This window comes from Bacillus sp. AF23 (assembly GCF_020861455.1).
GTDB classification, from domain to species: Bacteria; Bacillota; Bacilli; order Bacillales; family Bacillaceae; genus Bacillus; species Bacillus halotolerans.
Window position 1 is genome coordinate 140,995 of sequence record NZ_JAJHVY010000021.1, and the last position, 26,126, is coordinate 167,120.

Genomic DNA, 26,126 nt, shown 5'->3' on the forward strand with positions numbered 1-26,126 from the left:
GTTCACCATACCTTCCATACATGTTGTCCTTGATCCCACAGCTTGTTGACTTCCAAAAGATTTTTATACGTATCGATTGCCGTCCAAAATCCGTAATGGCGATACACGGCAAGTTCACCGTCTTTCGCAAGGTTCTTCAGCGGTTCATCTTCGAACATGGCGTTTCCGTCCTTCGGCAAATAATCGAAAACCTTTGGATTGAGAACGAAAAATCCGCCATTGATGATGCCGTCACTCGATGTCTTTTCAGAAAATGTTTTCGCTATGCCATCCTCAACCGTTAAGGTGCCGAACTGCGAGACTTTATCAATGCCGGTGACAGTCGCGGCAGCACCCTTTGTCTGATGATAGCTGATGAGATGAAAAAGATTGATATTGGCCAGCCCGTCCCCATAGGTGAGCATAAACGTTTCATCGCCGATGTAGTCCTTCGCCTGCAAGATTCTTCCGGCTGTCAGCGTGTCTTCCCCTGTCTCCAAAAATGTGATTTTCCACGTTTCAGGCTGTCCCAGCATCTGCACCTCTCCTGTAGAACTGTCGAGCGTGAGGCTGTTGTGCTTCCATTCGTAGTTCAGAAAATATTCTTTGATTTTTTCTCCTTTGTAGCCTAAAAGCAGAATAAACTCGTTCACTCCGTAGTACTGATAGATTTTCATAATATGCCATAGAATCGGTTTTCCGCCTATCATGGCGAGCGGTTTAGGAAGTTCATTCGTGACCTCACTCATTCTCGTTCCTTTTCCGCCGCAGAGAATGACCGCTTTCATCTCTACCCCTCATCTCTATGAATATTGAGTTCGAAACCTTGGTACCTCCTTACAATCTATCAAGGCATTTCCCCGATAATTTGTCCGATTCCAATACCGGTTTCAAAATCTACTGTAATGATATGAGAGAGAGGCGGCCTTGGTGACCAAATAGAATCTATTTTTTCAACTTGGTTATGTAACCACACAAAAAAAGAGCCCTGAGCGCGGCAATGCGCCCGCTCAAGGCTCTTCTTTGTCTTATTCGATATCTTGTTCCTTGCCGTAATGATAATCAGAAGGATCAACAGTTTTAAAGTCACTGAGTTTATGGAATCTCAGCAAGTCTTTGTAAAGGACACTGTCTGAAAGCTTCAGCTGCTGTGTCACTCTCGTTTTCAGGTTCTTCGTATCTTCATTCGCTTTTACTTCTTTACCTGTCTTCGTATCATAGATGATATTGTCGACAGATGTGTACTTCGGCGTTACGAAGTCGCCGTTTCTAAACGCCACTGTGTCGTCGTGGTCTTTAGAGAATAAATCGGTACCGAAGTTGATATATTTCTCAGAATCAATACCTTGCAAGTGAAGAAGTGTCGGCATGACGTCAATTTCGCCGCCATACGTATGGTTCACTCCGCCTTTTTTGCCAGGAATGCGGATCATCAGAGGCACACGCTGGTTTTGCGCGTTTTGATAATCTGTGATCTCTTTTCCGAGAATTTCTTTCATCGCGCGGTTATGGTTTTCAGAAATCCCATTGTGGTCACCGTAAATCATGATGACTGAGTTGTCATACAGACCTGCATCCTTCAGTTCCTTGAAGAATTGCTCAAGGGACTCGTCAAGGTAACGGGCAGTCTGGAAGTAGCTGTCGACTGTATTATCGCCAGTCGTCGCTTTCTTAATCGTCGCGTCTTTTTCATCCAAGTTAAACGGATAATGGTTTGTCAAGGTAATCAAATGCGCGTAAAACGGCTTTTTCAGAGATTCAAGTTTTGGAATCGATTCTGTAAAGAACGGCTTATCCTTGAGCCCCATATTAATGATGTTTTCTTCTGACATGTCATACGTGCTTGCGTCGAAAAATTTGTCATAGCCGATATGTTTGTAAATCTGATCGCGGTTCCAGAACGATTTGTAGTCACCGTGCAGGACGGCGCTTGTATAGCCTTCCTTCTGATCCAAAATCGCAGGAAGCGACTGGTACGTGTTTTCGCCTTTTGTTACAAATGCGGAGCCTTCCGGAAGACCGAAGATCGAGTTATCCATTGTCAGCTCGGCATCAGATGTTTTACCCTGACCTGTCTGATGGAAGAAGTTATCGAAGTACGTGACGTCTTCGCCGCCGTGGGCCAGTTTATTTAAGAATGGCGTAACTTCTTCACCGTTCAGCTTGTAATCAATCAGGAACGACTGGAAGCTTTCCAGGTGAATCTTAATGATGTTTTTGCCTTTGGCAGAACCAAAGTACTCAGCGTTCGGCTTCGCGTAATGTGACGTCGTGTAATTCTCGACACTTGTCAAATCATCGCTGCTTGCATACGCTCTTTGCGTTTCTGTTTGAGCCGTCTGCACACCGTCATAAATGGTGTAATTGTAAAGACCTAAGTATTTTACGATATAATTGCGGTCAAACGTTCTTGTCAGCAGCTGCGGGCGGTCTTTTTCCGCAAAATGCAGGTTGATGAAAAACAGTGCGACCCCGGAAAGAATCACCAAAGACGCAAAACGTTTTTTCATTTTGAATTCTTTGAATTCAGGTCTCCAGATCAGTACCGCAATCAAGATGATAATATCTAAGAAATAGAAAATATCATGACCGGCCATGATGCTGAAAATACCGTCTCCCATGTTTCCGACGTTGCCGGACTGTTTAATGTTCGGGAACGTTAAGAAATCATCAAAGAAACGATAGAATAAAATATTTGCATATAAAATGAACGTCATCACAAAATCAATAATCAGCATGATAATAGCCGATTTTCGCCCTTTCGCAAGCAAAGCCAGTCCTAAAAAGAAGACGGCGCTTGAGAACGGGTTAAACACCAAAAGGATTTCTTGGGTTGTGCCTTTTACCCCAAGGTTAAACTCTGTTTTGTAGGATAAATACGTTTTTGCCCAAAACAGTATAACAGCCAACACAAAAAAGCTAAGTTTGTAAGAAAAAAGTTTCTTCATGGCAACCTCTACTTTCTTAAACACTTTAAGTCTTTATTTACTTTTACCTTCTCTTTTTATCCTGTCTTCCAATTCCTTCTTTCCAAACAAAATCAAGGCATCACACAACAAATAAATATACCGCGCTAACCGGGATATTTACGTTTTGCACCATACCAGTTCTATTACACCTATTTCAAACCAAACACTGGACGAAAGAAGCCCTCAATTCGTTTCACTTTTTTCTCGTAAATAAAAAAGGTTTCTTTTGTCATGCCCGCTTTTGGAAAAAAAGAAATAGATACCGAGTATAAGAATAACATAAACTAGCAAAAACGAAAAATAGGTCTTAAGGACAGCCCGCCCATCAGGCGGACTGTGGTTATTGTATGCACAGACGTTTAGCGAGATCACATTTTTTTAAAAAGGACATAACAAAAGGACTGGATCTTTCCAGTCCTTTGTAAAAACAATCAAATCCCCGACCAGACATCCTTTGCATACATGCCTGTTTCCTGCAGATGTTTGAGCCAGTTTTGCGCTTCTTCTCCACTGGTGCCATGAACAGACTGATACGCGTTTTGCAGCGCGGCCTCCACATCAGGCGCCATCCTGCTGCCGTCACCGCATACATAAAGCCGGCCGCCGCGGTCGAGAATCGAAATTAAGGTTTCCGCATGTTCCGCCATGAGGTGCTGAACGTACGTTTTCGGTATGCCTTCTTTACGGGAATAAGCCGTGTGCACAGTAACAATTCCGTCTTGTTCAAACTGCTTAAGCTCATCCCGGTAAATAAAATCGCGGTCATTTCTGCAGCCAAAATAAAGATGGGCTTCACCGAGCGTTTTCCCCTCGCGTTTTAAAGCTGACCGGGCTTGCAGGAATCCGCGGAATGGCGCAACCCCTGTTCCCGGCCCCACCATGATGATTGGTGTTTCAGGGTCTTCCGGAAGCTGAAATCGGGATTCCGGTGTGCGGACAAACATCACGACATCATCTCCCGCCTTCCGCTCCGCCAAGTCATTCGATGCCACTCCGCGGTATTCGCCGCGTCCGCTCCAAGCCGGCCCGCGCACAACGCCTACAGTTATCGAGGCTTGTTCCGGATTCACCCGCGGAGAGCTTGAAATCGAATAATACCGCGGTTTTAACGGGCGTAAAAGCTCTAAAAACCGTTCAAACGGCATTTCACATGCTTCATATTGTTCGAGCAGATCCAGCATGGAAATCCGTTTTTTCAAAATTTGTTCCTGATAAACGCCCTCTTCTGTCATATCTTCCAATTCACGTTTATGAGGCGGGCAGACGGTAAATGCGGCCAGCTCCCGTATTTGCGCCCTTGTTGCCGCTTCCTGCACCTCGACGCTGTAGCTGAACAGATCATGCAGGCTGACAGGCCGATTCAAAGGCAGATGCCCCGAGCTGCGCCCGCTTGCCGTCAGTGTAACTTGGTCAGTTCCTTTTAAGCCGAATCTGTGAAGAATCCGGCTGACATTTGTCCGGCTGTTCCTTGGCAGAACGCCAAGGTGATCGCCCTCCCGGTATTCGACGCCAGAAGGCAGCGCAATTTCAATATGGCGGGTGCTGCGCCCACTGTCTGCGGACTGGAGTTCACGATTTTCCGCAATGGATGCGTGAACCGCTTCATACGACCGGGCTAATGGGGATTCTCCCAGCCCCCTGACAAACTGAAGGCTCAGCGTGCTTCTCTCCTTATCAGCATTTTCATTAAGCTCGAGTCCGAAGGCTTTGATGGCGTCCGACCACATGCTTTTTTTCCACTGGTCAAGCTGTCCTTCAAAATCACCGCTCACATCGCCCTCTCCGCGTGCAGAAAAACGGGTCGCCCCTTTTTCCGCTAGCTGCTCGTCAATGGTTCGGGGTACATACTGATACGTGCTTGCCCAGTTATGATCTCCGCAGCCAAACACCGCATAATGGACACCCTCAAGCTCACCCGGCTGTATTTCTTCAAGCCACTGCACAAACTGTCCCGCATTGCTTGGCGGTTTTCCATTGTAGGAAGAGGTGACGATCACAACAGCTCCCTCTTTCGGCAGCTTTCCAATCTGATCGTTCAAGGGCGCAACCTCAGTCCTTACGCCGTGAAGACTGGCTGTATCTGCAAGCTCCCGGGCGACGCCTTCCGCGGTGCCTGTATCAGAGCCGTACAATACGAGTAGCGGCCGGTTGTTGAGGCCGATAACCGAAGCACTTTTCGTTTCCTGTTTGCCCTTTTGTTCATCGTCGTGCGCCGCTTTTTCCTCAGACGGAACGCCGGCATGAATCGCTTCCTGATTTCGTGTTTGAACCCGGATGTGAAAATCACCGGGCTTAAGTGTCAGCGTTTGTTTGATATCAAGCTCATAATTCTCATGATCAATCAAAGTGAAATATTTTAAAATCATGCCAAGCACAAGTGTAGCCTCATGCAGGGCGAACTGCATGCCAATACAGGCTCTCTGTCCATTCCCGAACGGCTTGTAAGCATGATGAGGCACTTGGTCCTGATGTTCGAACCGTTCTGGACGGAATTCCTCAGCATCAGCTCCCCATGCGTCTTGATCGCGGTGAAGCTGCGGAATCAAGACAGAAATTCTGTCCTTGGTTGTGATCGGATATTTTCCGCCAATGACCGTATCTTCCTTTGGATAAAGGCTGAAAGCCGGAGCCGTCGGCCATAGACGCAATGATTCATTTAAAATCATCCGGATGTATTTCAGGTCAAGCACTTGTTTATAGGTCGGCGCTGCATCCGTAAGCACCCGGTCGACCTCTTCATACGCCTTTTTCAATTTGTCGGGATGCTTCAATAAAAAGTAGATTGCAAACGAAAGCAGGCCGCTCGTTGTTTCATGGCCGGCAATTAAAAATGTAATGATCTGAAAACGGATGTTTTCATCATCAAGCTTCTCCCCGGTCTCCGGATCTTCCACCTTCAGCATCCGGGCGAGCAAGTCTTTTTCATCCTGATCCCCATCCGCCTTGCGCTCTGCAATAATGCTGTCGACTAACGAAAACATCGTTTGTATATCGTGGTGGAATTGGCGCTTTGTTCTGACCATGAGTTTATCCTGAACATCAAGCCGCTGCATCTGGTGCATCGCTTCATCCAGCGCGCGCACCATGCTGTTGATAAACGGATGAGGCGTTTCTCTGTAGTAGCTGTTAAAACGATAGTTAAATCCGCATAACCCGATCGTGTCCAGCGTCAGCCGGGTCATATCCGCGGGGACGTCGACTGCTTCGTTCGGATTGAGCCTGGCCCACTTTTGAATCAGCTGAACAGCGATATCGACCATTTTTTCATGATAATCCTTCATGGCCCGCTGGCTGAACGTCGGCATCAGAATGTTGTGCGCTTTTCTCCAGTTGGGCTCATGCGTCCAGCTTGTAAACAATCCGTCACCGGAAAACGCGCGAACTTTTTCCAAAGCGCCTTCAATGCTTTTATCGAAACGCTCTTCATCACAAACTTCTTTCACGAGTTCATGGCCGGACACCACAATTGTCGTGCCCGCCGGTGTGTGAATTTGAAAAATGGGGCCTTGCTCGTCCGCCAATTTGATCAGTGACAGGGTCGGTTTATCTTTATCAATTAAAGGAAGATTGCCGAGCGGTCCAAACGTCTTCGGCTGAGGAATCGGGCTTGTTTCCTTCATCGAACCATTCCTTTCGTATGTAATGCTTTCTATCTGACTACATTTCCCTTTCATGGTGACGATTATTCCATTTCTCTGATTGACGCCTGATCATTGTTTTTTCTATACTTGAGAAGCTGTACAATACGCAAATAAGGTGAGTTCATATATGGATTTTGAAATTCGATTTTTATCCTTTTATGTCATACAGGTGGAGGGCAAGGATGAGCAGGCAAACAAGCAATTCAAGCACTTCCAGACCCTTGATACAGAGGAATTTGAAGAAAGCGAACTGAAGGACTTTCTTGACGGAGAGCTGAAAAAAATCGTCAAACGGAAAGCCGACCGCCATCCGCAATCCGAGCAGGTGCCGACGAAAATCGGCCATTTTATCGTCGAACCCGGCCACGAGCTGGATTCCAACCCGAACTACAACATGTTCAACCGCGCGCGCCTGGCGGAAACAAAAGAGGACTTTAACGAGCTGAGCGAACAGTTCGTCCGCACGTACCTAGATACAAGCGCGGTCCGCGGCGGTGTGTTCTTAGTCGCTTCGGCTGTGCCGAGAAAATACTTCGACGAGTCATTTGTCTTCATTATGAAATGTGATTTTGAGCCGAAGGTCGCCCGCATCTCAGATGCGTCTTCCCTCATTAAAAAAGTCGAAATGGCCATCACGACAAAAAACATGAAGAGTATCCAATACCCGTTCATGCCGGAGGAAGGAATGGTCGAGGAAGGCGAGCTGAAAATCCACCAAGCCTCGCATGCCCGCTATTTCGAGGATTTCCTGAAATTCGTTGAGTACGGCGAATCAATGCCGGAAATCATGAAAACTCAGGTCATGAACATGGTGCAGGAGCACGTCTATGAGACATTTGAGGATAACAGTGAAGAGCTTAAACAGTTTGAACAAGACATCGAAATCTGGGAAGCGAGCGAAAAACGGGAAATCCAAGAACGCCTCGACACGCATCAAGTGATCGAAGCCTCCGCCCAGATCATCGAGCACACGCCGGAAGCCGAGCTGAAAATGAAAGTCGGAGAAACCGAGATTAAAGGATTGCTAGCTGATTTTGGCGAATCAATTCATCTTGCGAAGGTGAACGGGCGCTATGTCGCGCTGATTGAAGCGGAGACGATTTCGTTTGAGAAGGGCAGTTCGCCGGTGGAGTTTTATAAGCCTGATGATTTGAAGGAGATTGTAAACAAGATAATTAGCAAAATTGTTGAAGAATAGAGATAAGGAGAAAGAAACGTCATTTAATGTCTCCTTAACCTTTGATACTGTCCATAAAGTTATATTAAAAGTAGCATTATTTTGGCATATCAGGAGAAGAAGCATTTAGAAAGAATGGTCTAAATATAAAAAGAGCTTGTTGTTTTTCAAGCTCCTTTTATATTCCCTATCAGTCTAGTGGCATTTTCCTTTTCTCTTTCCCAACTAATTAACTTATAATTAGTTAGAGATAGGGTTTAGAAAACCTAACAATAAACAATTTCTATTAATTAAAATTTCAATTTATTTACTTGAACTAAAATAAAAATGTTTAAGCTCAGATAAGATATTTACTCCTCATCAAAATAACTAAAATCAATTTTCTTTACGATAAATTTTTCTTTAACACTTACTCCTATGTCATAATCAATCATAAGTTTTGCAAGAGTCTCACCGTCAATAAGAACTATTTTCTTACTTTGTAAACGTTCTGCATATTCGATCGCATTTTTCGTGAAGTGCGAAGTAGTTATAAAAACTCCCTTCTTAGCACCCATGTCGTCAAGAGCACCCGAGAAACTTTGAACCAATTCTCTTCCAATAGAATTATCCCACCGTTTCGCTTGAAGATAAATATTATCTAATCCTAATTTGTCCTCTTTTATGATACCGTCAATTCCACCATCATTTGTTTTTCCTGTAATTTTACCGTCACCATAACCCATAGCAACTAGTAGTTCCACAATAATATATTCGAGTTTTTTCCAATGCGCCTTTTTAATCTTTTGAATAATTGATTTTGCCAATTCCTTTCTAATGTCATTAAATTGTTCCATCATTACTTCAAATGGGTCTTTAACTTCCTCCATATCTTCAATTTCTTCTTGAATTTCATTTTGATTGTCATTAAGCAAAGATAAACCGCTTTGTGTTATCTGATATATTGATTGACTTATTTCTTCTATGTAATTTGACTTTTTTAATCCGTATCTTACCTGTCTGATCCTTGTTATAAAAATTGAATCCTTACTATTCTCATAAGAGCGTGTTCTTTGTTCCTCAGTTAACTTAAATATTTTTGTTAACTCTTCGTTTATATAACTGGAAGTATATGATTTCTTATCGCTTATCACTTGTAGAAAGGGAATCATGATGTCTCTTGATAAAGGAATATCATTCAGATTAGAATTTACATTTTTAGTAATTTGACTAACTTCTGAAATATCCTTTGGGAACCCCTTTTCTATTATCAAATTATGAATATCCTTTTGTGTTAGACCACTTTCACTAAGCTGTTTTATAATCTTTAAAACATTTATGGAACTTTCATTATATAAAACACTATTTCCTTTTTTAGTATGTGGAATATAATCATTAAAGTAGTTTATCCAGCGTCTTCCTCCACTCTCAGACCAACCAACGGTTTCTGACAGTTTTCTTTTCGATATTAATCTCATTGTTTTTTCCTCCTATAAACTTCGTATAAGTATAACAACATACACTATTACTTAATAAAGCATTTGTAAAATGATTAGGAATTTTCAGAACATAAACCTAATTATATAAGTTCATTTTTCCAAATTTTCACTAGAGAAGACAAATTGATTTCCCACTTATGTTTCAAAGCTAAAAAATTTTATAATTTTCAAGTCTGAAGTGCTGTAGTTACTATGATTAATAAAATAATGAAGTTCTTTCTACTTTATTGGAGCACATATGGAGATTCAACTTCTAACTCCATATAACTTTCGGAGTTTTATTCGTGAATTTTCTTAAATATGAGATATCATCAGAGTCTATTATACTACAATTTCAAAAAATCAGTTGTAGCTTTTTCCAAAAGTTAACTATTCGAAAAAGTCCAGAATTCAATTCTGGACTTTTCCTCTTTAATACCCTTCTCTCAACACCGCATAGCACTCCCCGATCAGCTCTTCCGCTCCGGGCTGGCCTTTCAGCCCGCGGCGGACGATTTCTGAGGATAAATCCTGCACGTTGAGCGCTCTTGGCGCTCTTCTTTCGTAGTATGCATGAAATGCGGTTTTGAGGTCATCGTGGTTTTTGAGTTCTTCGGCGAGGACCATGGCATCCTCGATGGCCATTGCCGCTCCTTGTGCGAGGGTCGGCGCTCCGGCATGGGCGGCGTCTCCCCCGATGACGACGCGGCCTTTGTACCATGGCTCCTGCACTGCAACCTGCTCCAGCTTGTTAAAAATGACAGGATGTTCTTTTGACATATGCTTTGTGACAAAATTGAGCCCCGGAAAGCCTGAGAGGATCTCTTTGACTCTATCAAACCGGGTGTCTTCCTCATCCCAATAATCGCTCGCGCAAGGCTGGAGGACGAAAACATAACCGGCGTGTTCCGCCAAAGGCACAACGCCGATTTGTGTCTCTCCGCTTCTGTACATCAATGTCGCGTCCTCAAATGTGTAATCAGGAAACTCGATATAAAAGCGCCACGCCCCCATGCCGAGAAACTCTTTTTCTATTTCTTTTTGCAGCATGGCATCGCGCACAATGGAATGAATGCCGTCAAAGCCCGCCAGAATGTCGGCCTGCATCTTTTCTCCATCACCAAATATGGCAGTAACCGCTTCAGGCGTTTCTTCATAAGCCACAATCTTTTTCCCCCACAAGATCCTTGCACCCGAAGCTTCGGCATGCTTGATGAGAATATCATTTAACGTTTTTCGCAGAATATTATTGCGGCCCGGAAGCTTATCATCTAAGAAAGACTCACTGACTTTGAATAATAGATTCCCCTGCTTATCGAATGTTTTAAACCATGCTGTTTGAAATCCATGCTCGCAGCACTCTTCAAATACGCCCAGCTCCTTTAACACCGCCAGTGCGTTTTGCGGCTGGAGAATCCCTGCGCCGGTCTTGCGGTTTTCTGCAGCCGCTTCACATAAGGTGACGGAAAAACCTGCTCTCCTGAGAGAAATAGCTGCCGACAGCCCGCCGATTCCGCCCCCCGCAATCAGTATATGTTTCATGTTGATAACCACCTTTTCAGTTCTCTGCATGTAGTTAGGCACCTAACTATATTACCTTACTATGTTCGGCAAACAGCTGTCAATCAACTCCAACACAGGTTGCGTTCTGATTTTCCCTCCATTATAATCGTGTCACGACAAACGTACGGGAGCTTATTGTGATGGAATTAAAACATTTACCGAAATACAAGCATATAACAGAACATGCAGAGACGTATTCCAATGTGGACGCCGGTTCTCTTGAATTATTTTTATCTTTGTTTGATATCTCGAAAAAAATGAATCATGTGATGGAGCATTATTTCACCAGACGCGGACTGTCTGAAGGAAAATTTAAAATCCTGATGCTTTTGTTCGACGCAAAGGACCACACGTTAAGCCCGACGGAGCTCGCCAAGCAATCAAACGTCACAAAAGCAACGATTACCGGCCTGCTTGACGGACTCGCGAGGGACGAATTTGTCCGCCGCAGGCATCACACCGAGGATAAACGAAAAATCAGCATCGAGCTGACAAAGGAAGGCAAAGAACGGCTGGAGCAATTTCTGCCCGGCCATTTCAGCAAGATTTCCGCTGTCATGGAAAAATACAGCGATGAGGAAAAAGACATGTTCGTAAATATGCTGGGTGATCTGTTTGAAAAGCTGAGCGTGTTTAAAGACTAAAAAACCCGTCCGGTCTGGACAGGCTACAGCATTTTTCTTTAAACACGTTGACAAATATCGCTGATTACAAACACAATGCCGATCAGAACGAATAGAAAAATGCCGGACACTATTGTCACGCTATTGTACATAAATAACAATTTCAAAAAGCGCCTATCTCAATGACAGGCGCTTTCTGATTAATCATCACTGTTTAAAATGCCAAAGAAGCGAAGCAGGTTGATGAACAAGTTGATAAAGTCAAGATACAGTGACAATGCCATAACCGGAATTAAGTCCTCTGTAATATGACGGTGTTTGATTTGGTTTAAATCATACAAGATGTAAAGGGAAAAGACGATGGTTCCAATCACGGAATACGCCATCATCGCCGCTGAGTTTAACGGGCTGAAAATGTTGAAAATGCCCACCACTGCGAGTGCGAGCACCGCTACCAGCAGAAATGACCACAGGAAGGATAAATCCTTCTTCATTTTTGCGCCGATTGTGCCGAGAACGGCAAAAATGACAAATGTAGAGCCAAAGGCTTCAAGCACGACATAGGCGCCGGCGATGGAAGCGTAGTGGCTGACGATCGGAAATAACGTAATGCCGGAAATGAAAGCGAATGTATATACAAACGCATACCCGACCGCTTTTCTTCTGCGCATCCAGAAGGCCAGAATAATCATCCCCACTTCAAGAATGGAAAGCGGCAGCATCAAAGCGACAGGAACAAATTGGCCGATATAAAGGCCGACAGTCGCGATCAGCAGCGTGAAGACAAAGACTGTCAAAATGCGCTGCATGATCGATTGCTTACTCTCGTGAACCGTAGCTTGCATGTCAAAAATCCTCCTAAGAAATGATCTTAAAGGTCTATTATATAAAAAATGGATGAAATATGTATATGTTTTAAGGAGAATTTAATGTCGAACAAAGGCCTTTAAAAAACCTCTTTTACTTCGATTCTTTGCTTTTCAGTGAGAAACGGTGCTTTTCGACCTTCTCAATCTGTGTGATCTGGGAATCGTGTACGGTGATTTGAACGGTGCCGAAATCCAGTGTTTCCAACGAACTGATGATTTTTTCAATCACTTTCGGATCAACGGTTGTTTTTGAAACCAATGACCTTCCCCCCTGTTTGTTTTAATTCATAGTATTCGTATAAGAATTATAATATTATGTTTTTTCCAATAAATCAATGGTGATTTCTATTCAAATCAAAAAGGCATATGATCACCTCATCAAGGGGCGGTCATATGCCTAATCAGATTTCATCTTAGTTTTCTTCCAATTCCTCAACAATACAGCGGACGCCCATGTTTTCAAGCGCCTGCTTCAGCGTGCCGTATGTTTCATATTCACTGAAATCGAGCCCTAATTGAATGGATGTTTGGGCTACATCCGGTCGAATGCCTGAAAATACGGCTTTGACGCCAAGTAAGAAAAGTGTTTTCGACAGGTTGTACAATTGCTGTGCAACCATTGTATCCACAATCGGGACGCCGGAAAGATCGACAACAAGACTTGTGATTTTTCTCTCAATGCATTGGACAGGCACTGTCTCTAAAATCACCTGCGCACGTTTTGTGTCGACAGAGCCAATCAGCGGCAATATGCCGATTCCATCCGCAATGGAAATCACCGGACAGCCTAATTCACTGATTAATTCCTGCTGAGAAGTGAGCCTCATCAGCATAAATTTTTGATACTGCTCGGAAAACTCAATAATCAGCTTATCGAAAGACTGATTCACAGTACGGTTCCAGCGGTCAGCATCCTCATTTGTGACGATATCCCGATGCTCTTTTATAAACGTAACGACAGCATCCCAGAATGCGATTCTTGAATTTGATATGGCTTCGACGACCTCATGCACCGGAACATCTTGCTCTACTCTGTTTTTCGCAACATTCAGCGCCCATTTTGCCATATTGTCTTGAAATTCGGTTTGTTCCTCCAGGAATGCACTTGCGATTGTTATATTCGTAAACGTATGCTGCTCTGTCAAAAGCTTTTTCGTTTCTTCACTTAAATGGTCGGCGGAGTATAATTCGCCTTGCAGCTGACTTCGTAAACTGAACCATTTCTCAGTAATGTCAGCCGTATGGTCTATGATATATTGATATAGTTTTTGATCGATATTCACGGTCTGTCTCCTTTTTCATAATAGAAGCTCTTATATTATAAAATTATAAATCGGAATTGTGAATGGGACTAGGGAAAAATGGATTGTTTCTGCACACTGAGCGCATGCCAATTTCATCCATAGGCAGATTCACTAATATAAGCCCACTCTCATATCCTGTCAAATGTACAGTTTACTATGAGAAAGGACGTTATGATATGTATTATCATCCATATATGTATGACGGACCGATTTATGATCCATGGCTCGCAGTTGAATATGATTACCGCTACCCAGTTGGATACCCAGGGCCTGGAATTGGCGGAGGCGCCGTACCCGGAATTGGCGGGGGTGCCGTGCCCGGAATCGGCGGAGGCGCCGTACCCGGAATTGGCGGGGGTGCCGTGCCTGGTATAGGCGGAGGCGCCGTGCCCGGTGTTGGAGGCGGGGCGCCGCAAGGTCCTCCCCCGCATAAAAAGCCGGCAAAACCGACAAAGCCTCAGGGCTTGCATGGGGCGGCTTATTTAGTTGAACCCGTTCTCATTCAGCCTTGCCTCTTCCGTTTTACCTATGTTTGGTTAACCAACGGCAGCTCATTTTGGTTCTATCCAGTCATTCTTGGCAGAGAATCCGTCGGCGGCTTTTATTGGGATGCCTCACACCACCGCTGGTTTTATTACGCCTTGGACACAAAACATATAGATGTCGTAAGCTGCTCATTTTAATGGTAAATCAGCCGGTTCTCCCGGCTGATTTTTCTGTGTTACTTCAGCTTTATAAAGGTTATGATATATATACATATCTATTGAATTGGAGGTTTCCCTATGATCAAACAAATCGGCACTGTGGCTGTATATGTTGAGGATCAGCAGAAAGCGAAGCAATTTTGGTCGGAGAAGGTGGGTTTTGACATTGTGGCGGACCATCCGATGGGACCAAACGCAAGCTGGCTGGAGGTCGCACCCACGGGGGCACAGACTCGTTTAGTCATTTATCCGAAAGCGATGATGAAAGGCGCCGAACACATGAAGGCTTCTATTGTCTTTGAGTGTGAAGACATCTTTGGTACATATGAAAGAATGAAGACAAACGGCGTAGAATTTCTCAGTGAGCCGAACCAGATGGACTGGGGCACCTTTGTTCAATTTCAGGACGAGGACGGCAATGAGTTTTTATTGAAAGCATAAGTGTGACGGCGGAGAAAATGCTCCGCCGTGCTCTTTTTTTGACATTGAGAATGAATTTCATTTACAATAACGGATATATGAGCGTGATTGGGGAGAGATAAATGTTTGTTCAGTTAAGAAAAATGACGGTAAAAGAAGGCCATGCTGATAAAGTGATCGAACGTTTCAGCGCTGAAGGAATCATTGAAAAACAGGAAGGCTTAATTGATGTGACCGTGCTTGAGAAAAACGTCCGCCGCGGCGATGAGGAAGTCGTTGTCATGATCCGTTGGCAATCCGAGGATCACTGGAAACAGTGGGAAAAAAGCGATGCGCATATCGCCGGGCATAAAGCGAACAAAGGCAAGCCAAAGCCTGACTATATGATCAGCACTGAAGTGAGCATGTATCACGTGAGAGCTGTTAAACAAGGGACTCATCAATAACGAAAAAGAGCTTGGGCTATGCCGCAAGCTCTTTTTTCATGAGGATCTGCTTTCTTCAAATGTGATGGCGTACAACGGTTTATTAGGATGCCATTCAGCAAATAATACATCCTTAGTCTTTTCAATCCCCTGCTTTTTCAGCGTTTGCTTCAGCCACTGTTCGTCTACCCCTGCTTCTCGCAGGTTGTCATACACAATCTCGCCATCAAGAATTAACGTGGTGGGCAAAGACACATTTTGCTGCGGAAGATTCATATCTTTTCTCGTCGGATTGCCAAAATCGGATTTCTGAAGAACACTGACCATCCCGTTTGTTTCTAATATGGCATATTCCACTTCCTGTATGGAAAAGCAGCCTGCCTGCCTTAAAAGGCTCTGCAGCTGATTAATGTCGAGCTTGTTTTTCTTCAGCATTTCATATTTGAGCTTTCCATTATGGATGACGATATTCGGTTCACCTTCCAGGAACTTTCTGGACCCTTTTACTTTTTGGGTAATGAATTCAATTAGATAAATCAGCAGTCCCCACAGCAGCGAAGCGAAAATAATCTCTGTGATCTTAATTTCATGATCGTACACTGCATTTCCGACCAGTTCCCCTAAAATCAATGCAGAAATAAAGTCAAACGGAGTGATTTGAGAGAATTGGGTTTTTCCGAGAAACTTCAAAATGACAAATAAAATACCCAAACCGCAAACTAATTCTACCGCTACATTGAGATAATCTCCCATGTTGATAGCACCTACTTCTTAAGAGCTACTATCATTATGGTCAACTGCACGTTTTCTAAACGGTCACTGCTCCTATTATAAAATCGGCTGGTGCTTTGAAAGCATGTCGTCAAAAAGCTGCTCCGCATCACGGCGGTCGAGCGTGACAAGCGGGTCATTGTGAAACGCTTGAAAAGCGAGACCGCGGTCCTTTGTTAGCCCCGCTTCCGCCACTGCCTCCTGATTGGATACGTGTCGTGCCGCCAGCATTTCCACACCCTTCGGCAGCGCTCCGGAAACAATCGGCTGGACACGGTTGCGGGTAATGAATGCGTTTGTTTCCACGATCGCATCTAATGGCAGATGAGCGACCTGGCCTTGATTCGGCAGATTCACATTTGTTACAAGTTCGCCCAGTCCGAGGAGCGCCGCAATGATATTCACGCCCTCTTCTCCTGATGCTTTCCTCTCAACACCCTGTTTTTGCTGTGCCATGTGGTCCGTTTCTTTTTGTTTCCGGTCTCTGTCCTGTTTTCTGAAGGATATGGGTGTCAGGTGAAACTTCCATGTCTCAGGCTGTTTGAGATAACAACCGGGGAAAAACTCAGCCAGATGCCTGTCACCGGCAGCAGGGATGGCACCGTACGTTTCAAATAAATCGAATGCAATACGGTGCGCAGAGCCAAATACACTGTCCTTCCAGCTTTCCCCCTCCAGCTCATAGCCGGATTCGGCATAATGCGCACAGAAATCACGGAAAACAGGCAGCAGATCAATATGCCGGTAAGAAGCTGCAGTGACCCATGTAAAATGGTTAATGCCCAGCACATGAACATGGACGTCTTCACGCCGCTTTACCTCTAGTCCAAGCCTATCTGTAACCATCTCCGCCAGCAGTTTTTGCGTGCCGAATACTTCGTGGCAGCAGCCGAACGCTTTTATGCCGGGAAACACTTTATACAGCGTTCTCGTGCACACAGACATTGGGTTTGTATAATTAATGACCCATGATTCGGGGGCGTAGTCTCTTATTGCCCGGGCAATTTCTGCAAACATCGGAACGGCCCGCAAACCTCTCATGATTCCCCCCGGGCCAACAGTATCACCAACTGATTGATAGATGCCGTATCGCTCAGGCAGATGAACGTCCGTTTCCATGTCATCCAGAGTGCCCGGCAAAATCGAAATAATCACGATATCCGCACCGGATAATACTTTTTTCAAAGTAGACACCGCCTCGTACCGCCATCTGCCGTCTCCGCTGTTATTGCCGATGATTTCATTTTTCTGCGCCGCTTCAACATTCAGATCATAGAGCGCCACCATGCCTGACATTCGGTCATCAAGGGACAAATCGCTCATTAAGCTTCGGGCCCAGCCTTGGGAACCCCCGCCGATATAGGCGATTTTGATCTGATCTAACGTACTGATATGAAACACTCCCTTTCTCAGCCTTTCACAGAACCGATCAGCATTCCTTTGGCAAAATGTTTTTGTAAAAATGGATAAACCGCCAAAATCGGTATGGTTGCGATGACGATGACAGCAAGCTTAATCCCCTGCTCCGGCGGAATGGTATTTTGCATCGTATCGCCATTGGTCGCCGTTAAGTCCGATAAAATCGTGACCTGGCGGAGCACCATTTGCAGCGGCCATTTTGCACTGTCATTGATATATAAGAGAGCATGGAAGAAATCATTCCAAATCCCGACCGCATAAAACAGCGCAAAGGTGGCAATGACCGGCTTTGACAGCGGCAAAGCGATCCGCCAAAAGACGCCGATTTCTGAACAGCCGTCAATTTTTGCTGATTCCTCAAGCTCCCGCGGCAGCTGCTGAAAGAAGTTTTTGATAATAATGAGGTTAAACGGATTGATCGCCATCGGCAGGATCAACGCCCAATAGGAATCCAGCAATCCAAGTGACTTGACAACAAGATACGTCGGAATCATCCCCCCGGAAAACAGCATCGAGAAAATCACAAGGTTTAAAAGCAGATTCCGTCCCTTCACATGCCGCTTCGCCAGCGGATACGCCATCGTAAAGGTGAAAAACAATTGCACGGCTGTCCCGACTACGGTAATGAAGATGGATACGCCCATACTTCTGATAAACGTCGGTGTCGAAAACACGTACCGATAAGCGTCAAGGGTAAAGGTTTTCGGGAAAATAAAGAAGCTGCGCTGAGCCAGCTCAGCTTCTGTCGCAAAGGAACCGGCGATAATATACAAAAACGGCAAAATGGTAATCGCGCCGACGCCGCCAAGAAACAAAATGTTGCAGACGTCAAATACCCGTCCGGCTTTTGTGTTGTGCATCGTATGAATGTCAGCCATACCTCTCCCCCCTTTAAAACAATCCTTCCTGATCGAACTTTTTCGCGATGTAATTGGCACCGAAAATTAAGATAATCCCGACAACTGATTTAAACAGACCGACAGCTGTGCTGTAGCTGTACGCGCCTTGGGTAATCCCCATCATGTAAACGTACGTGTCGAAGATGTCAGCCACGCTGCGGTTAAGCGAGTTTGTCATCAAATACACCTGTTCAAAACCGATATTTAAAAAGCTTCCGATCCTTAAAATCAAAAGAACAATGATGGTGCTTCTGATTGCCGGAAGCGTAATATGCCACATCCGCCTAAACCGGCCGGCCCCATCCATAATCGCCGCCTCATATTGCTCCTGATCCACCGTTGCCAAAGCGGCGAGAAATAAAATCGTCCCCCAGCCTGTCTCCTTCCAGATGCTTTGCATGACAATCATCGGCCGGAACCAGTCAGCGTCTGATAAGAAAGAAATCTGATTCCCTGTCAGGCTCATGACCATTTTGTTGATGACGCCTGTATCGACTGTAAAGAAAACAAAGGTGATGCTGACCACGATTGTCCATGAGACAAAATGGGGCACATAAATAAGGGTCTGAATGCACCTTTTATACACAGCCTTCCTCAGCTCATTCAACAGCAAAGCCAAAATGAGCGGCGCGGGAAAGGCAAACAGCAGATCAAGGCTTGCCAGCATGAGCGTGTTGCGCAGCAGCCGGGAAAAATCCGGATTCATAAAAAAATCTTTAAAATAATCAAGACCAACCCATTCGCTTTTCCAGAAGCCGAGATATGGCGAATAATCCTTAAACGCGATAAGCACGCCCCACATCGGCAGGTATTTGAAAATCAGAAAATAAAGCAGACCGGGAATAAGAAGAAGATAAAGCCATTTGTCTCTTTTGAGCGCAGCCATCCAGCTGATGCCTTTTCCAGCAGCGAGGACTGGTGCGTTTCCCTTCTTCGGCACCGTTTCCATATCTGTTCTCCTTTCGTGTTACCGATGCGCCCGCTGAACGGCAGGCGCATCGGTTTATTTTGACGATTGATACAATTTGTTTAAGTCCTTCATCAGTTCATTGCCGCCGCTGTTTTCCCAAAGCTTCACCGCATCCTTGAAGCCTTTTTCATCGATTTCTCCAATAATAAATTGTGTTCTTGCATCGAGAATGATGTTGTCCAGCTGGGCTCCTTTTTGGGTATATACATCGGATACAAGCGACTCAGCCGGGTTAAAGACGGCTATTTTTTCTCCTTCAGTGATGATGTCCTTGCGATGCTGGAAGAGCTTTGTTTTCTGATCTTCGATGTAATACTCGCTTTTCGGGATGGACATGCTGAACTGAGCCAAGCCTTCATGCTCATACAGAAGGGATTTGTTGTTTTTTTCAAGAGAGGTGAATACGCCGTCCTTCAGCTCATAATTACGGTCCTCGACTCCATTGTTGGTCAGAATCTGTGCTTCCTTATCGTTCAGCTTATCAAGGAAGGACAGCACCTCTTTCAGCTCTTTTTCCGTTTTCACACTTGATTTTGGTATCGCGATCATGCCTGAATATCCTGATGTCGGGAAAGTGCGCTTGCCTTTTGGTCCTTCTACTGTGCCGACGATATCAATGATATCCTTGTTCGACTCATCCGCTTCTTCCATGGCGCTTTGAATTTGCGACGCTCTGGAGCCTGTATCAACGATGACACCCGCTTTTCCTTTTACAACCGGGTCATTCCACTTCGCCGAATCCATAACAGCGAAATCCTTGTTGATCAAGCCTTCATCATACAGCTTCTTAAAGAAGGTGAGCGCCTCCATATATTCCTTCGTTGTAAAATCAGGCACCAGCTTTCCGTTTTCAACGCCGTAGCGATTCGGGGCGCCGAACCAGATTTGCAGAACATCCCACGGGCTTCCGTTGCCAAGCCCCATCCATTTCGGCACGACCATGCCGTACGTATCGTCCTTGCCGTTTCCGTCAGGATCTTTTTCCTTAAAGGCTTTCAGCACTTCATAAAAATCATCAAGCGTTTCCGGCATTTCGAGCCCGACGTTTTTGAGCCAGTCGGTTCTGATGATCATACAGGCTCTGATCAAGTCTCTCGATCTGTAGACCCCGTACACCTCGCCATTTACCGAGCTGTTCTTGAGTATCTTTTCATCAGCCTGGCTTACATTCTTGTAGTCTTTTAAATAAGGAGACAGCTCCCAAAAAGCGCCCGCTTTGACAGACTTAATAAAGCCGGCTGACTTATCTTTAATCACAATCGCATGCGGCATCTCTCCAGAGGCCATGACGATGTTAAATTTATCGTTGTAGGATGAATCAGGCACCCATGTGACCTTAATATCTTTGCCTGTGTATTTCTCTAACGCTTTTAATGATGGGCTTTTATCACCCGGGCTTTCCGGTGACAGCAGCGGCGCCATAATGTTGATCGTGTTTTTTGAATCGCTCGCTGAATTGGATGTTTCTGAATTGCTGCACCCGGCTATCATCATGGCAGCGAGCGGTAAAGCGAGCCATTTTTTTCGTATTCTTTTTTTCATGATGCGTAAGTCCCCCTTTTTCTCCTTTTTCATTTCTCCTTTGCCACCCCTAATATAAAGCGCTTACATAAATTCTTGCAATCTTCATTTTTTGCATCATTTCTCCTATGAATTGACGGCTGTTATCCTTTTTTGCCGGATGTATCTTTTTTTGCGGGGAGGTATTCACCAATTAATTCAAGTGCCGCAATGACATTTAAACACCATTGGGAGACAGTGTTTGTCGTTACCCACGGAAGCTCTTCAAGCTGAGTCCACGTCTCGATTTGCGCGGGGTTGATCGGAAGCGGTGTATGGCTCAGTTTATGGTCGAGCAAAAGATTCCACGCTTTTTCGGCGAGGTTATGGTCTTGTTTTTTTCTCGCAGCATAGGCTGTCATACCAGCCGCAAACATCGGCCAGTGAAAATGCCCGTCATGGAGCGCACCTCCGCTTTTTTTTCGTTTTTCTTCATCACTGAATGTGTAAAACTCGCCGAATTCACTCAGCATTTCCTCCCATTCACGGTCATCGAGAAGCTCAGCCAGCTCCATCCACACTTGCGGCGCGCCAAACGCAATGATCATATGATAGCCGCCCGCGATGCCGTCTCCCATGTGATGAAGCATAGATGTCGCCGGATCATATTCAAACGTCGGACCTGATAATAAGCGAAGGGGCAGGGGTTTCAGGCAGCTGATGCCAGTTTGGATTTTCCTGAGATATTCAGGATTCTCAGTCCGCTCCCATTCCGCCAGCCAGTTCGAGCAAAACGCCGCCCAGTCCGGCCCCGTTCTGACGTGAGTCGGGTGCTCTCCTTTCTCGTAGAAGGCTCGCATCGGATCGGTGTTCACTAGGGCAGCATCGGCGTCCTTCACTTCCGTCAAAAGATCTCCCGTGCGCTCATCGCCCGTCAGATAATAATAGAATTTATAAAGGCCGGCCATGCTGATTCTCGCTTCCTTGCAGCCGCATCCCCAGTGCACCACGTTATGCCGGGAGCCAAGCCCCGCATATTCTCCGAGATGAAAACAGTCGGTTTCACTTGTATGGCGGGTCATTGCTTCTGCCATTCGGAACAGATCTTCTCTGCCGGAGCGGAAAAACGCCTGCCACAGCCACAAGGTTGGAACGAGCTCATTATTTTGCCACGCGTACCCGCCGAGATCATACCGCCACATATGCCGGACCGGGTCATACGTATGCATGACGTCTCCATAGTTCCAGAACCCGTACCATCTGCGCTGCTCCACTTCTTTTTGATAAAACGAGAAGGCGGCGTCCAGCTGTTCTTCCAGCTCTTTTTTGACCGGATCGGCCGTATCGATTACACTCCAAACGCCAAGCGCTTTTGACTCGTAATAAACGTCCGGCTCACAAATAAGCAATGGCGGCACCTGCCATTTGTCCGCTAACGCATTCAGCACGTCATCAGACGGCATCTGAGAAAAGCATGACAGGCTGATGTCGTTTGTGTTGGCAATGCCTGTCGGATCAGAGCGCATCTCATCAAACCCTTCGTACGCGCTGACGACATGGGTGTCCCCTGTATAATGCCTGAAATCCATTGCTTCCGCGTCTGGCGGCCAGAGCCAGACGGTCAAGTTCGGCTGATCACCGGCAAGACCTGTTATCTCAAGTGACGACGGATATTTTTCAAAAAAATACCGCAGACCAAGTGCTAAGCCCCCATTTTCGCCGCCTGCATAGCAAAGCCCCTTCGCCCGCGTACCATGCAGCATGTCAACCCACGAATATTCCTTGCCGGTCCGTTTTGCCAGTCGGTAATGATCGCTGGAGTCCTGAACGAGTTTCACATCATTCCAAACTGCGTTCTGTACGCCGTGTGCGAACCAATCCTTGTGCTCTTCACTTGGAGAAATCGGTTCGCCGTTGATGTGCCGCTGATAAAGTGGATGCCGTTCATTCCATTTGCGGGTGCCAAACAGCTGGGCGGGTTCCTTATAAACGCCTTTGTCCCCCGCAAAACGGAAATGGCGGTTGTACGGCTCTCCCTGTAAAAAGAGGTCAAACTGCATGCCAAGCCCTTTGATGAACTCTCGTTTGAAATTTCTGTCGATCAGCTGAGTGTGCATGATATTCATCTCTGAAAGCCCGGCATAAAACGTCAATCTGATAATGAAGGGCAGCCATTCTTCATTTGTCTTTTGGAGTACATGCCCCCCCTCAATCTTGATGACTGCTTTTACAGGACCTCTCTGTTCAATGACCGCACGTTTTATGAGACTGACCGATGTTTCATGAGAGAAAACCTTTTCCGCCGCCATCTCCTTTCTCGTTTCCTTTATTGCGATCAGCCGCCCGCCTGCGGCGATCGGCTTTCCGTTAATCACCAGCGATTGGATGATGTCGGAACCTGTTTTATTCACAGTGCAAACAAGCGCCCCGGTATCCACTTGAATTGCACCCTTTGACTCGTGGATCATGAGCTTTTTCGCTGGCAGCTGGTTTTCATCTTTTTGAAGGGTAAAGCTTGTATCGGTTTGCTCACTGAACACAGCCGCGTGCTTCGTCCATTTGATGCTCCCGTCCGGCCAATAGGCCGACGGATCGCTTTGCACATAGCGGCTTTCACCCTTTGCATTTACAAGCGCCAGACAGTCTCCCTTTTTCAATTCTCCTCTTTTCCAAGGCACACCCCACGTTACGCCGCTTGTCAGCTTAGGCTGTTCTGATAGCCATTTGATCTTTTTCATCTGTTCTCTCCTTCCATATAAAAAAGCTGATTCAATGCAAAGAATCAGCTGCGATTATCAAACTGAATCACACGGTATTCGTGTTGGCCGACTGACAGTCTCCCCGCTCCGACTGAACGGTTTGCCAAAAGGTCGGTCCCCTCTTCCGGAAGCGTCACACTTCCGCCTTTTCCATCCATATTAACGATAACCCATACAAGGCCGTTTTCTCCTTTTCTCGGGGCAACAATCGTACCAGGGGTGACATCGGACTTGACAGAAACGGCTGCTTCTCCCGCATAATGCCTGACGAGTGCTTCCAGCATTGCATCCCCTTTTTCGCCTGATGGAAGCGAGCCGAGCATGACCATTTTCCCTTTGCCGTGCTCTCGTTCTGCCAGAAATGCATGGCCGGCACCAGGCCCGGATTCAACTGTGCCGAGAGTGTTTCCGCTCTCTGTATCAAACACCGCGCTCCACAGCCCGAGCGGCGCCGTCATGCCAAACGCTTTTCCTGTATTGGCATCCTCGTTCATCGGGAACGTGAACAGTGTTTTGATTCCGGCTGTTTTCTCCAGTTCTCCAAGGGCATAATCGGTATGAACCGTATGCTCGCCCGTACGCCCTCCCGTCAGCGGCCCGGCAATCCATATGCCGCCCGCTTCAGCAAATGCGGAAGCTTTTTTGATAAAAGCAGAAGACAGATAAGGCACAAATGGCGTAAACAGCACACGATAGCCCTCCAGCGGAAAGCCTTCCGGAACGAGATCACGATGAATACCCGTGTTGAGGATGCGCTCGTAAAAGTGTGTGATAAGCGTTCGGTGTTGGAGCCCCCGGTGAGGTTCTGTTTTCAGAAACGCTTTCGCCCTGTCGGAGTAGGTCATTGCAACCTCAGCCTGAACGGGCACCGTAGAAAGAATGATCGGTTCGATTTCCTTTCTTGCCCGCTCAACCGCCAAAACGTTTTGATAACCGACCGTCGGCTCTCCCCAGGCACTAAGGACGGAACCGTGTGAAATTTCGCTGCCGGAACGCTGCTGGCGCCACAGCCAGTAGCAAAATCCCTCGCTCCCCAAGGCGTAAGAAGACACGGCTTCAGCTTGTAAATACCCATCGGCGTGCGGCATGGCACAGCTTTCGAGCGAGGCTGCATATGACGGGCTTGTTTCCAGAATCCAAAACGGGCGGTCTTTTTTGAAATGCCTCCAAATATCACAATTTAATAAAAATGCAGATGCATTTTCTTGGGAAGCGTACGTATCATAGGAAGCAAAATCGAGATTCTGAAACATCCGCTCATTGTCTGTGCTGAACATGACCGATCCGTTATGAGTGATTGGCGCATCTGAATAACAGCGGATAATTTTCGCCTGTTCATCCGCAAATTGAGCGATCATCTCCATCGAAAACAGCTGATACATCGTGCGCAATGAAGCGTGATGCAAAAACGGGGCGGGACCCGGCTGCGGCACCTGCTCAAAGGTTTGATAGGTTTCGCTCCACACATCGGTTCCCCACGCTTCATTTAACCGTTCAATCACACCGTAACGGTTTCTAAGCCAGACATGCCATAAGCTTAAGCACGTCTCACACATGCATTCAGCCACATGGCATTTAAATTCATTATCGAGCTGCCATCCGATCAGCCCCGGCAGGTGTCCCAGCTCTTTAGCGATGCTTGTGGTGATGATGGCGGCTCTTTTTCGGAAATATTGGTTATTTGTACAAGCATGCTGACGGGAGCCGTGCCCCATCACCTCTCTTTTTTCGTTGATATGCATTCGCTCAGGCCGGCCGTGCGACAGCCAAATAGGCGGTGTCGGCGTCGGTGTGCACATGATCGTTTCGATGCCGTTGTCATACATCCGGCTGATCATTTCCTTAAAAAAGCTCACGTCAATTTTTCCTTTTTCCGGCTCGATCACAGACCAGGCGAATTCACCCATTCGCACGACATTGATGCCGACCTCCCGCATCCTGTCAATGTCCTGCTGAATCGTCTTTTCATCCCATAGCTCCGGATAATAGCAAGCGCCGTGATATAATTTTCTCCCCAAGTCCTTCACCCTTCTTTGACGATGGATTCTGTTAATGGCAGGCCGAGCTCCTTCATGCCTTTCGCTACGAGTTTTGCCATTTCATTTGCGCCTTTTTTTGTAAAATGCGTGTAATCGTCAATCCCCTCAGAAACCATAAAATAGGTGTATACTTTTTCTTCGCCCTTCTCAGTAAAGAAAGCGAGGCTTTTTTCCATTAGGTCAATGAGCTGGACATTCTCCTCAGCGGCTGTCTGCTTCATGGCAATGCAATAATCAGGAAAGTCGTTCAAAAACACGCCGTTTTCATAATGAAAGCGGGCTACTGGAGTAATGAGAAGCGGATGTGCGCCTTTTTCTCTAGCGCCTGCGATATACTGCTTTAAATATTGTTTATAGGTGGTATATGGCTCGGTGTAGCGCTCCGGCTTATTTTTCGATGCGTCATTATGACCCATCTGCACAAACAGCCAATCATCCGGCTCAATCACATCAAGGATCGCCTGAAGCCTGCCTTCCTCCACAAAGGTTTTTGAGCTTCTGCCGCCGATCGCTTTATTGATCACCTGAATATGCTCCGGCAGATGCGAACCGAGAAACTGCCCCCAGCCCCCTTGATTTGTACTTTCTCCATACGTTTGGACAGTCGAATCACCAGCAAGATAAAGATGATGTGCCAT

At 46.0% G+C, this 26,126-nt stretch carries 21 protein-coding genes; 5 read left to right on the forward strand and 16 right to left on the reverse strand.

Going from position 1 to position 26,126, the window contains the following annotated elements:
- Positions 1-2: 2 nt before the first annotated feature.
- From LNN34_RS12530 to LNN34_RS12540, 3 genes are all read right to left on the reverse strand, one after another.
- A complete protein-coding gene (locus tag LNN34_RS12530) occupies positions 3-767 on the reverse strand; it encodes a glucose-1-phosphate cytidylyltransferase (RefSeq protein ID WP_059293866.1) in 765 nt (254 codons plus the stop codon).
- A 240-nt stretch (positions 768-1,007) separates the two neighbouring features.
- Positions 1,008-2,927 carry a lipoteichoic acid synthase LtaS1 gene (gene ltaS1, locus LNN34_RS12535; protein ID WP_044163549.1) on the reverse strand — a complete coding sequence of 640 codons (1,920 nt, stop codon included), beginning with the start codon at positions 2,925-2,927 and terminating at the stop codon, positions 1,008-1,010.
- Between the two features lie 452 nt (positions 2,928-3,379).
- Positions 3,380-6,568: a bifunctional cytochrome P450/NADPH--P450 reductase gene (locus tag LNN34_RS12540; protein WP_101863637.1), complete on the reverse strand. Its 3,189-nt coding sequence runs from the start codon at positions 6,566-6,568 to the stop codon at positions 3,380-3,382.
- Positions 6,569-6,716: 148 nt separating this feature from the next.
- Between LNN34_RS12540 and LNN34_RS12545 the strand changes: the two genes are divergently transcribed.
- Positions 6,717-7,787: a DUF3900 domain-containing protein gene (locus tag LNN34_RS12545; RefSeq protein WP_229043547.1), complete on the forward strand. Its 1,071-nt coding sequence runs from the start codon at positions 6,717-6,719 to the stop codon at positions 7,785-7,787.
- A 329-nt stretch (positions 7,788-8,116) separates the two neighbouring features.
- On the opposite strand, the gene LNN34_RS12550 is transcribed toward LNN34_RS12545, so the two are convergent.
- Together LNN34_RS12550 and LNN34_RS12555 are read right to left on the reverse strand one after the other, a co-directional pair.
- Positions 8,117-9,223: a restriction endonuclease gene (locus LNN34_RS12550; protein ID WP_059293870.1), complete on the reverse strand. Its 1,107-nt coding sequence runs from the start codon at positions 9,221-9,223 to the stop codon at positions 8,117-8,119.
- 432 nt (positions 9,224-9,655) lie between these two features.
- The gene (locus tag LNN34_RS12555) at positions 9,656-10,765 is read right to left on the reverse strand and encodes an FAD-dependent oxidoreductase (protein ID WP_229043548.1); all 1,110 of its coding nucleotides are present in this window, start codon (positions 10,763-10,765) and stop codon (positions 9,656-9,658) included.
- 161 nt (positions 10,766-10,926) lie between these two features.
- Between LNN34_RS12555 and LNN34_RS12560 the strand changes: the two genes are divergently transcribed.
- Positions 10,927-11,430: a MarR family winged helix-turn-helix transcriptional regulator gene (locus LNN34_RS12560; RefSeq protein WP_106295797.1), complete on the forward strand. Its 504-nt coding sequence runs from the start codon at positions 10,927-10,929 to the stop codon at positions 11,428-11,430.
- 179 nt (positions 11,431-11,609) lie between these two features.
- On the opposite strand, the gene LNN34_RS12565 is transcribed toward LNN34_RS12560, so the two are convergent.
- The 3 genes from LNN34_RS12565 to LNN34_RS12575 all read right to left on the reverse strand — a co-directional run bounded on the left by LNN34_RS12565 (position 11,610) and on the right by LNN34_RS12575 (position 13,561).
- A complete protein-coding gene (locus tag LNN34_RS12565) occupies positions 11,610-12,254 on the reverse strand; it encodes a Bax inhibitor-1/YccA family protein (RefSeq protein ID WP_059293873.1) in 645 nt (214 codons plus the stop codon).
- Positions 12,255-12,369: 115 nt separating this feature from the next.
- The gene (locus tag LNN34_RS12570; protein ID WP_044163542.1) at positions 12,370-12,537 is read right to left on the reverse strand and encodes a YezD family protein; all 168 of its coding nucleotides are present in this window, start codon (positions 12,535-12,537) and stop codon (positions 12,370-12,372) included.
- Between the two features lie 154 nt (positions 12,538-12,691).
- Positions 12,692-13,561: an STAS domain-containing protein gene (locus tag LNN34_RS12575; RefSeq protein WP_044163541.1), complete on the reverse strand. Its 870-nt coding sequence runs from the start codon at positions 13,559-13,561 to the stop codon at positions 12,692-12,694.
- 197 nt (positions 13,562-13,758) lie between these two features.
- On the opposite strand from LNN34_RS12575, the gene LNN34_RS12580 reads away from it, so the two are divergent.
- The 3 genes from LNN34_RS12580 (at position 13,759) to hmoA (ending at position 15,152) form a co-directional block, all read left to right on the forward strand.
- Positions 13,759-14,265 carry a hypothetical protein gene (locus LNN34_RS12580; RefSeq protein WP_044163538.1) on the forward strand — a complete coding sequence of 169 codons (507 nt, stop codon included), beginning with the start codon at positions 13,759-13,761 and terminating at the stop codon, positions 14,263-14,265.
- A gap of 99 nt (positions 14,266-14,364) precedes the next feature.
- Complete coding sequence (locus LNN34_RS12585) at positions 14,365-14,727, forward strand: VOC family protein (protein WP_059335991.1); 363 nt, start codon at positions 14,365-14,367, stop codon at positions 14,725-14,727.
- Between the two features lie 101 nt (positions 14,728-14,828).
- Positions 14,829-15,152, forward strand: a complete 324-nt coding sequence (gene hmoA, locus LNN34_RS12590) for a heme-degrading oxygenase HmoA (RefSeq protein WP_024120514.1) — start codon at positions 14,829-14,831, stop codon at positions 15,150-15,152.
- Between the two features lie 36 nt (positions 15,153-15,188).
- Here hmoA and LNN34_RS12595 read toward each other — a convergent pair whose 3' ends face one another.
- From LNN34_RS12595 to LNN34_RS12630, 8 genes are all read right to left on the reverse strand, one after another.
- Positions 15,189-15,884 (reverse strand): DUF421 domain-containing protein, encoded by a 696-nt coding sequence (locus LNN34_RS12595; RefSeq protein ID WP_229043549.1) that lies wholly within the window; start codon positions 15,882-15,884, stop codon positions 15,189-15,191.
- A gap of 75 nt (positions 15,885-15,959) precedes the next feature.
- A complete protein-coding gene (gene lplD, locus LNN34_RS12600) occupies positions 15,960-17,303 on the reverse strand; it encodes an alpha-galacturonidase LplD (protein ID WP_229043550.1) in 1,344 nt (447 codons plus the stop codon).
- Positions 17,304-17,311: 8 nt separating this feature from the next.
- The gene (locus LNN34_RS12605; protein ID WP_044163530.1) at positions 17,312-18,199 is read right to left on the reverse strand and encodes a carbohydrate ABC transporter permease; all 888 of its coding nucleotides are present in this window, start codon (positions 18,197-18,199) and stop codon (positions 17,312-17,314) included.
- Positions 18,200-18,212: 13 nt separating this feature from the next.
- The gene (locus LNN34_RS12610; RefSeq protein ID WP_229043551.1) at positions 18,213-19,169 is read right to left on the reverse strand and encodes an ABC transporter permease; all 957 of its coding nucleotides are present in this window, start codon (positions 19,167-19,169) and stop codon (positions 18,213-18,215) included.
- A gap of 54 nt (positions 19,170-19,223) precedes the next feature.
- Positions 19,224-20,732, reverse strand: coding sequence for an extracellular solute-binding protein (locus LNN34_RS12615; protein ID WP_229043552.1), 1,509 nt, complete (start codon positions 20,730-20,732; stop codon positions 19,224-19,226).
- A gap of 122 nt (positions 20,733-20,854) precedes the next feature.
- The gene (locus LNN34_RS12620; protein WP_229043553.1) at positions 20,855-23,428 is read right to left on the reverse strand and encodes a hypothetical protein; all 2,574 of its coding nucleotides are present in this window, start codon (positions 23,426-23,428) and stop codon (positions 20,855-20,857) included.
- Positions 23,429-23,472: 44 nt separating this feature from the next.
- Complete coding sequence (locus LNN34_RS12625; protein WP_229043554.1) at positions 23,473-25,467, reverse strand: beta-galactosidase; 1,995 nt, start codon at positions 25,465-25,467, stop codon at positions 23,473-23,475.
- Positions 25,468-25,472: 5 nt separating this feature from the next.
- Positions 25,473-26,126, reverse strand: a complete 654-nt coding sequence (locus LNN34_RS12630) for a rhamnogalacturonan acetylesterase (protein WP_059293879.1) — start codon at positions 26,124-26,126, stop codon at positions 25,473-25,475.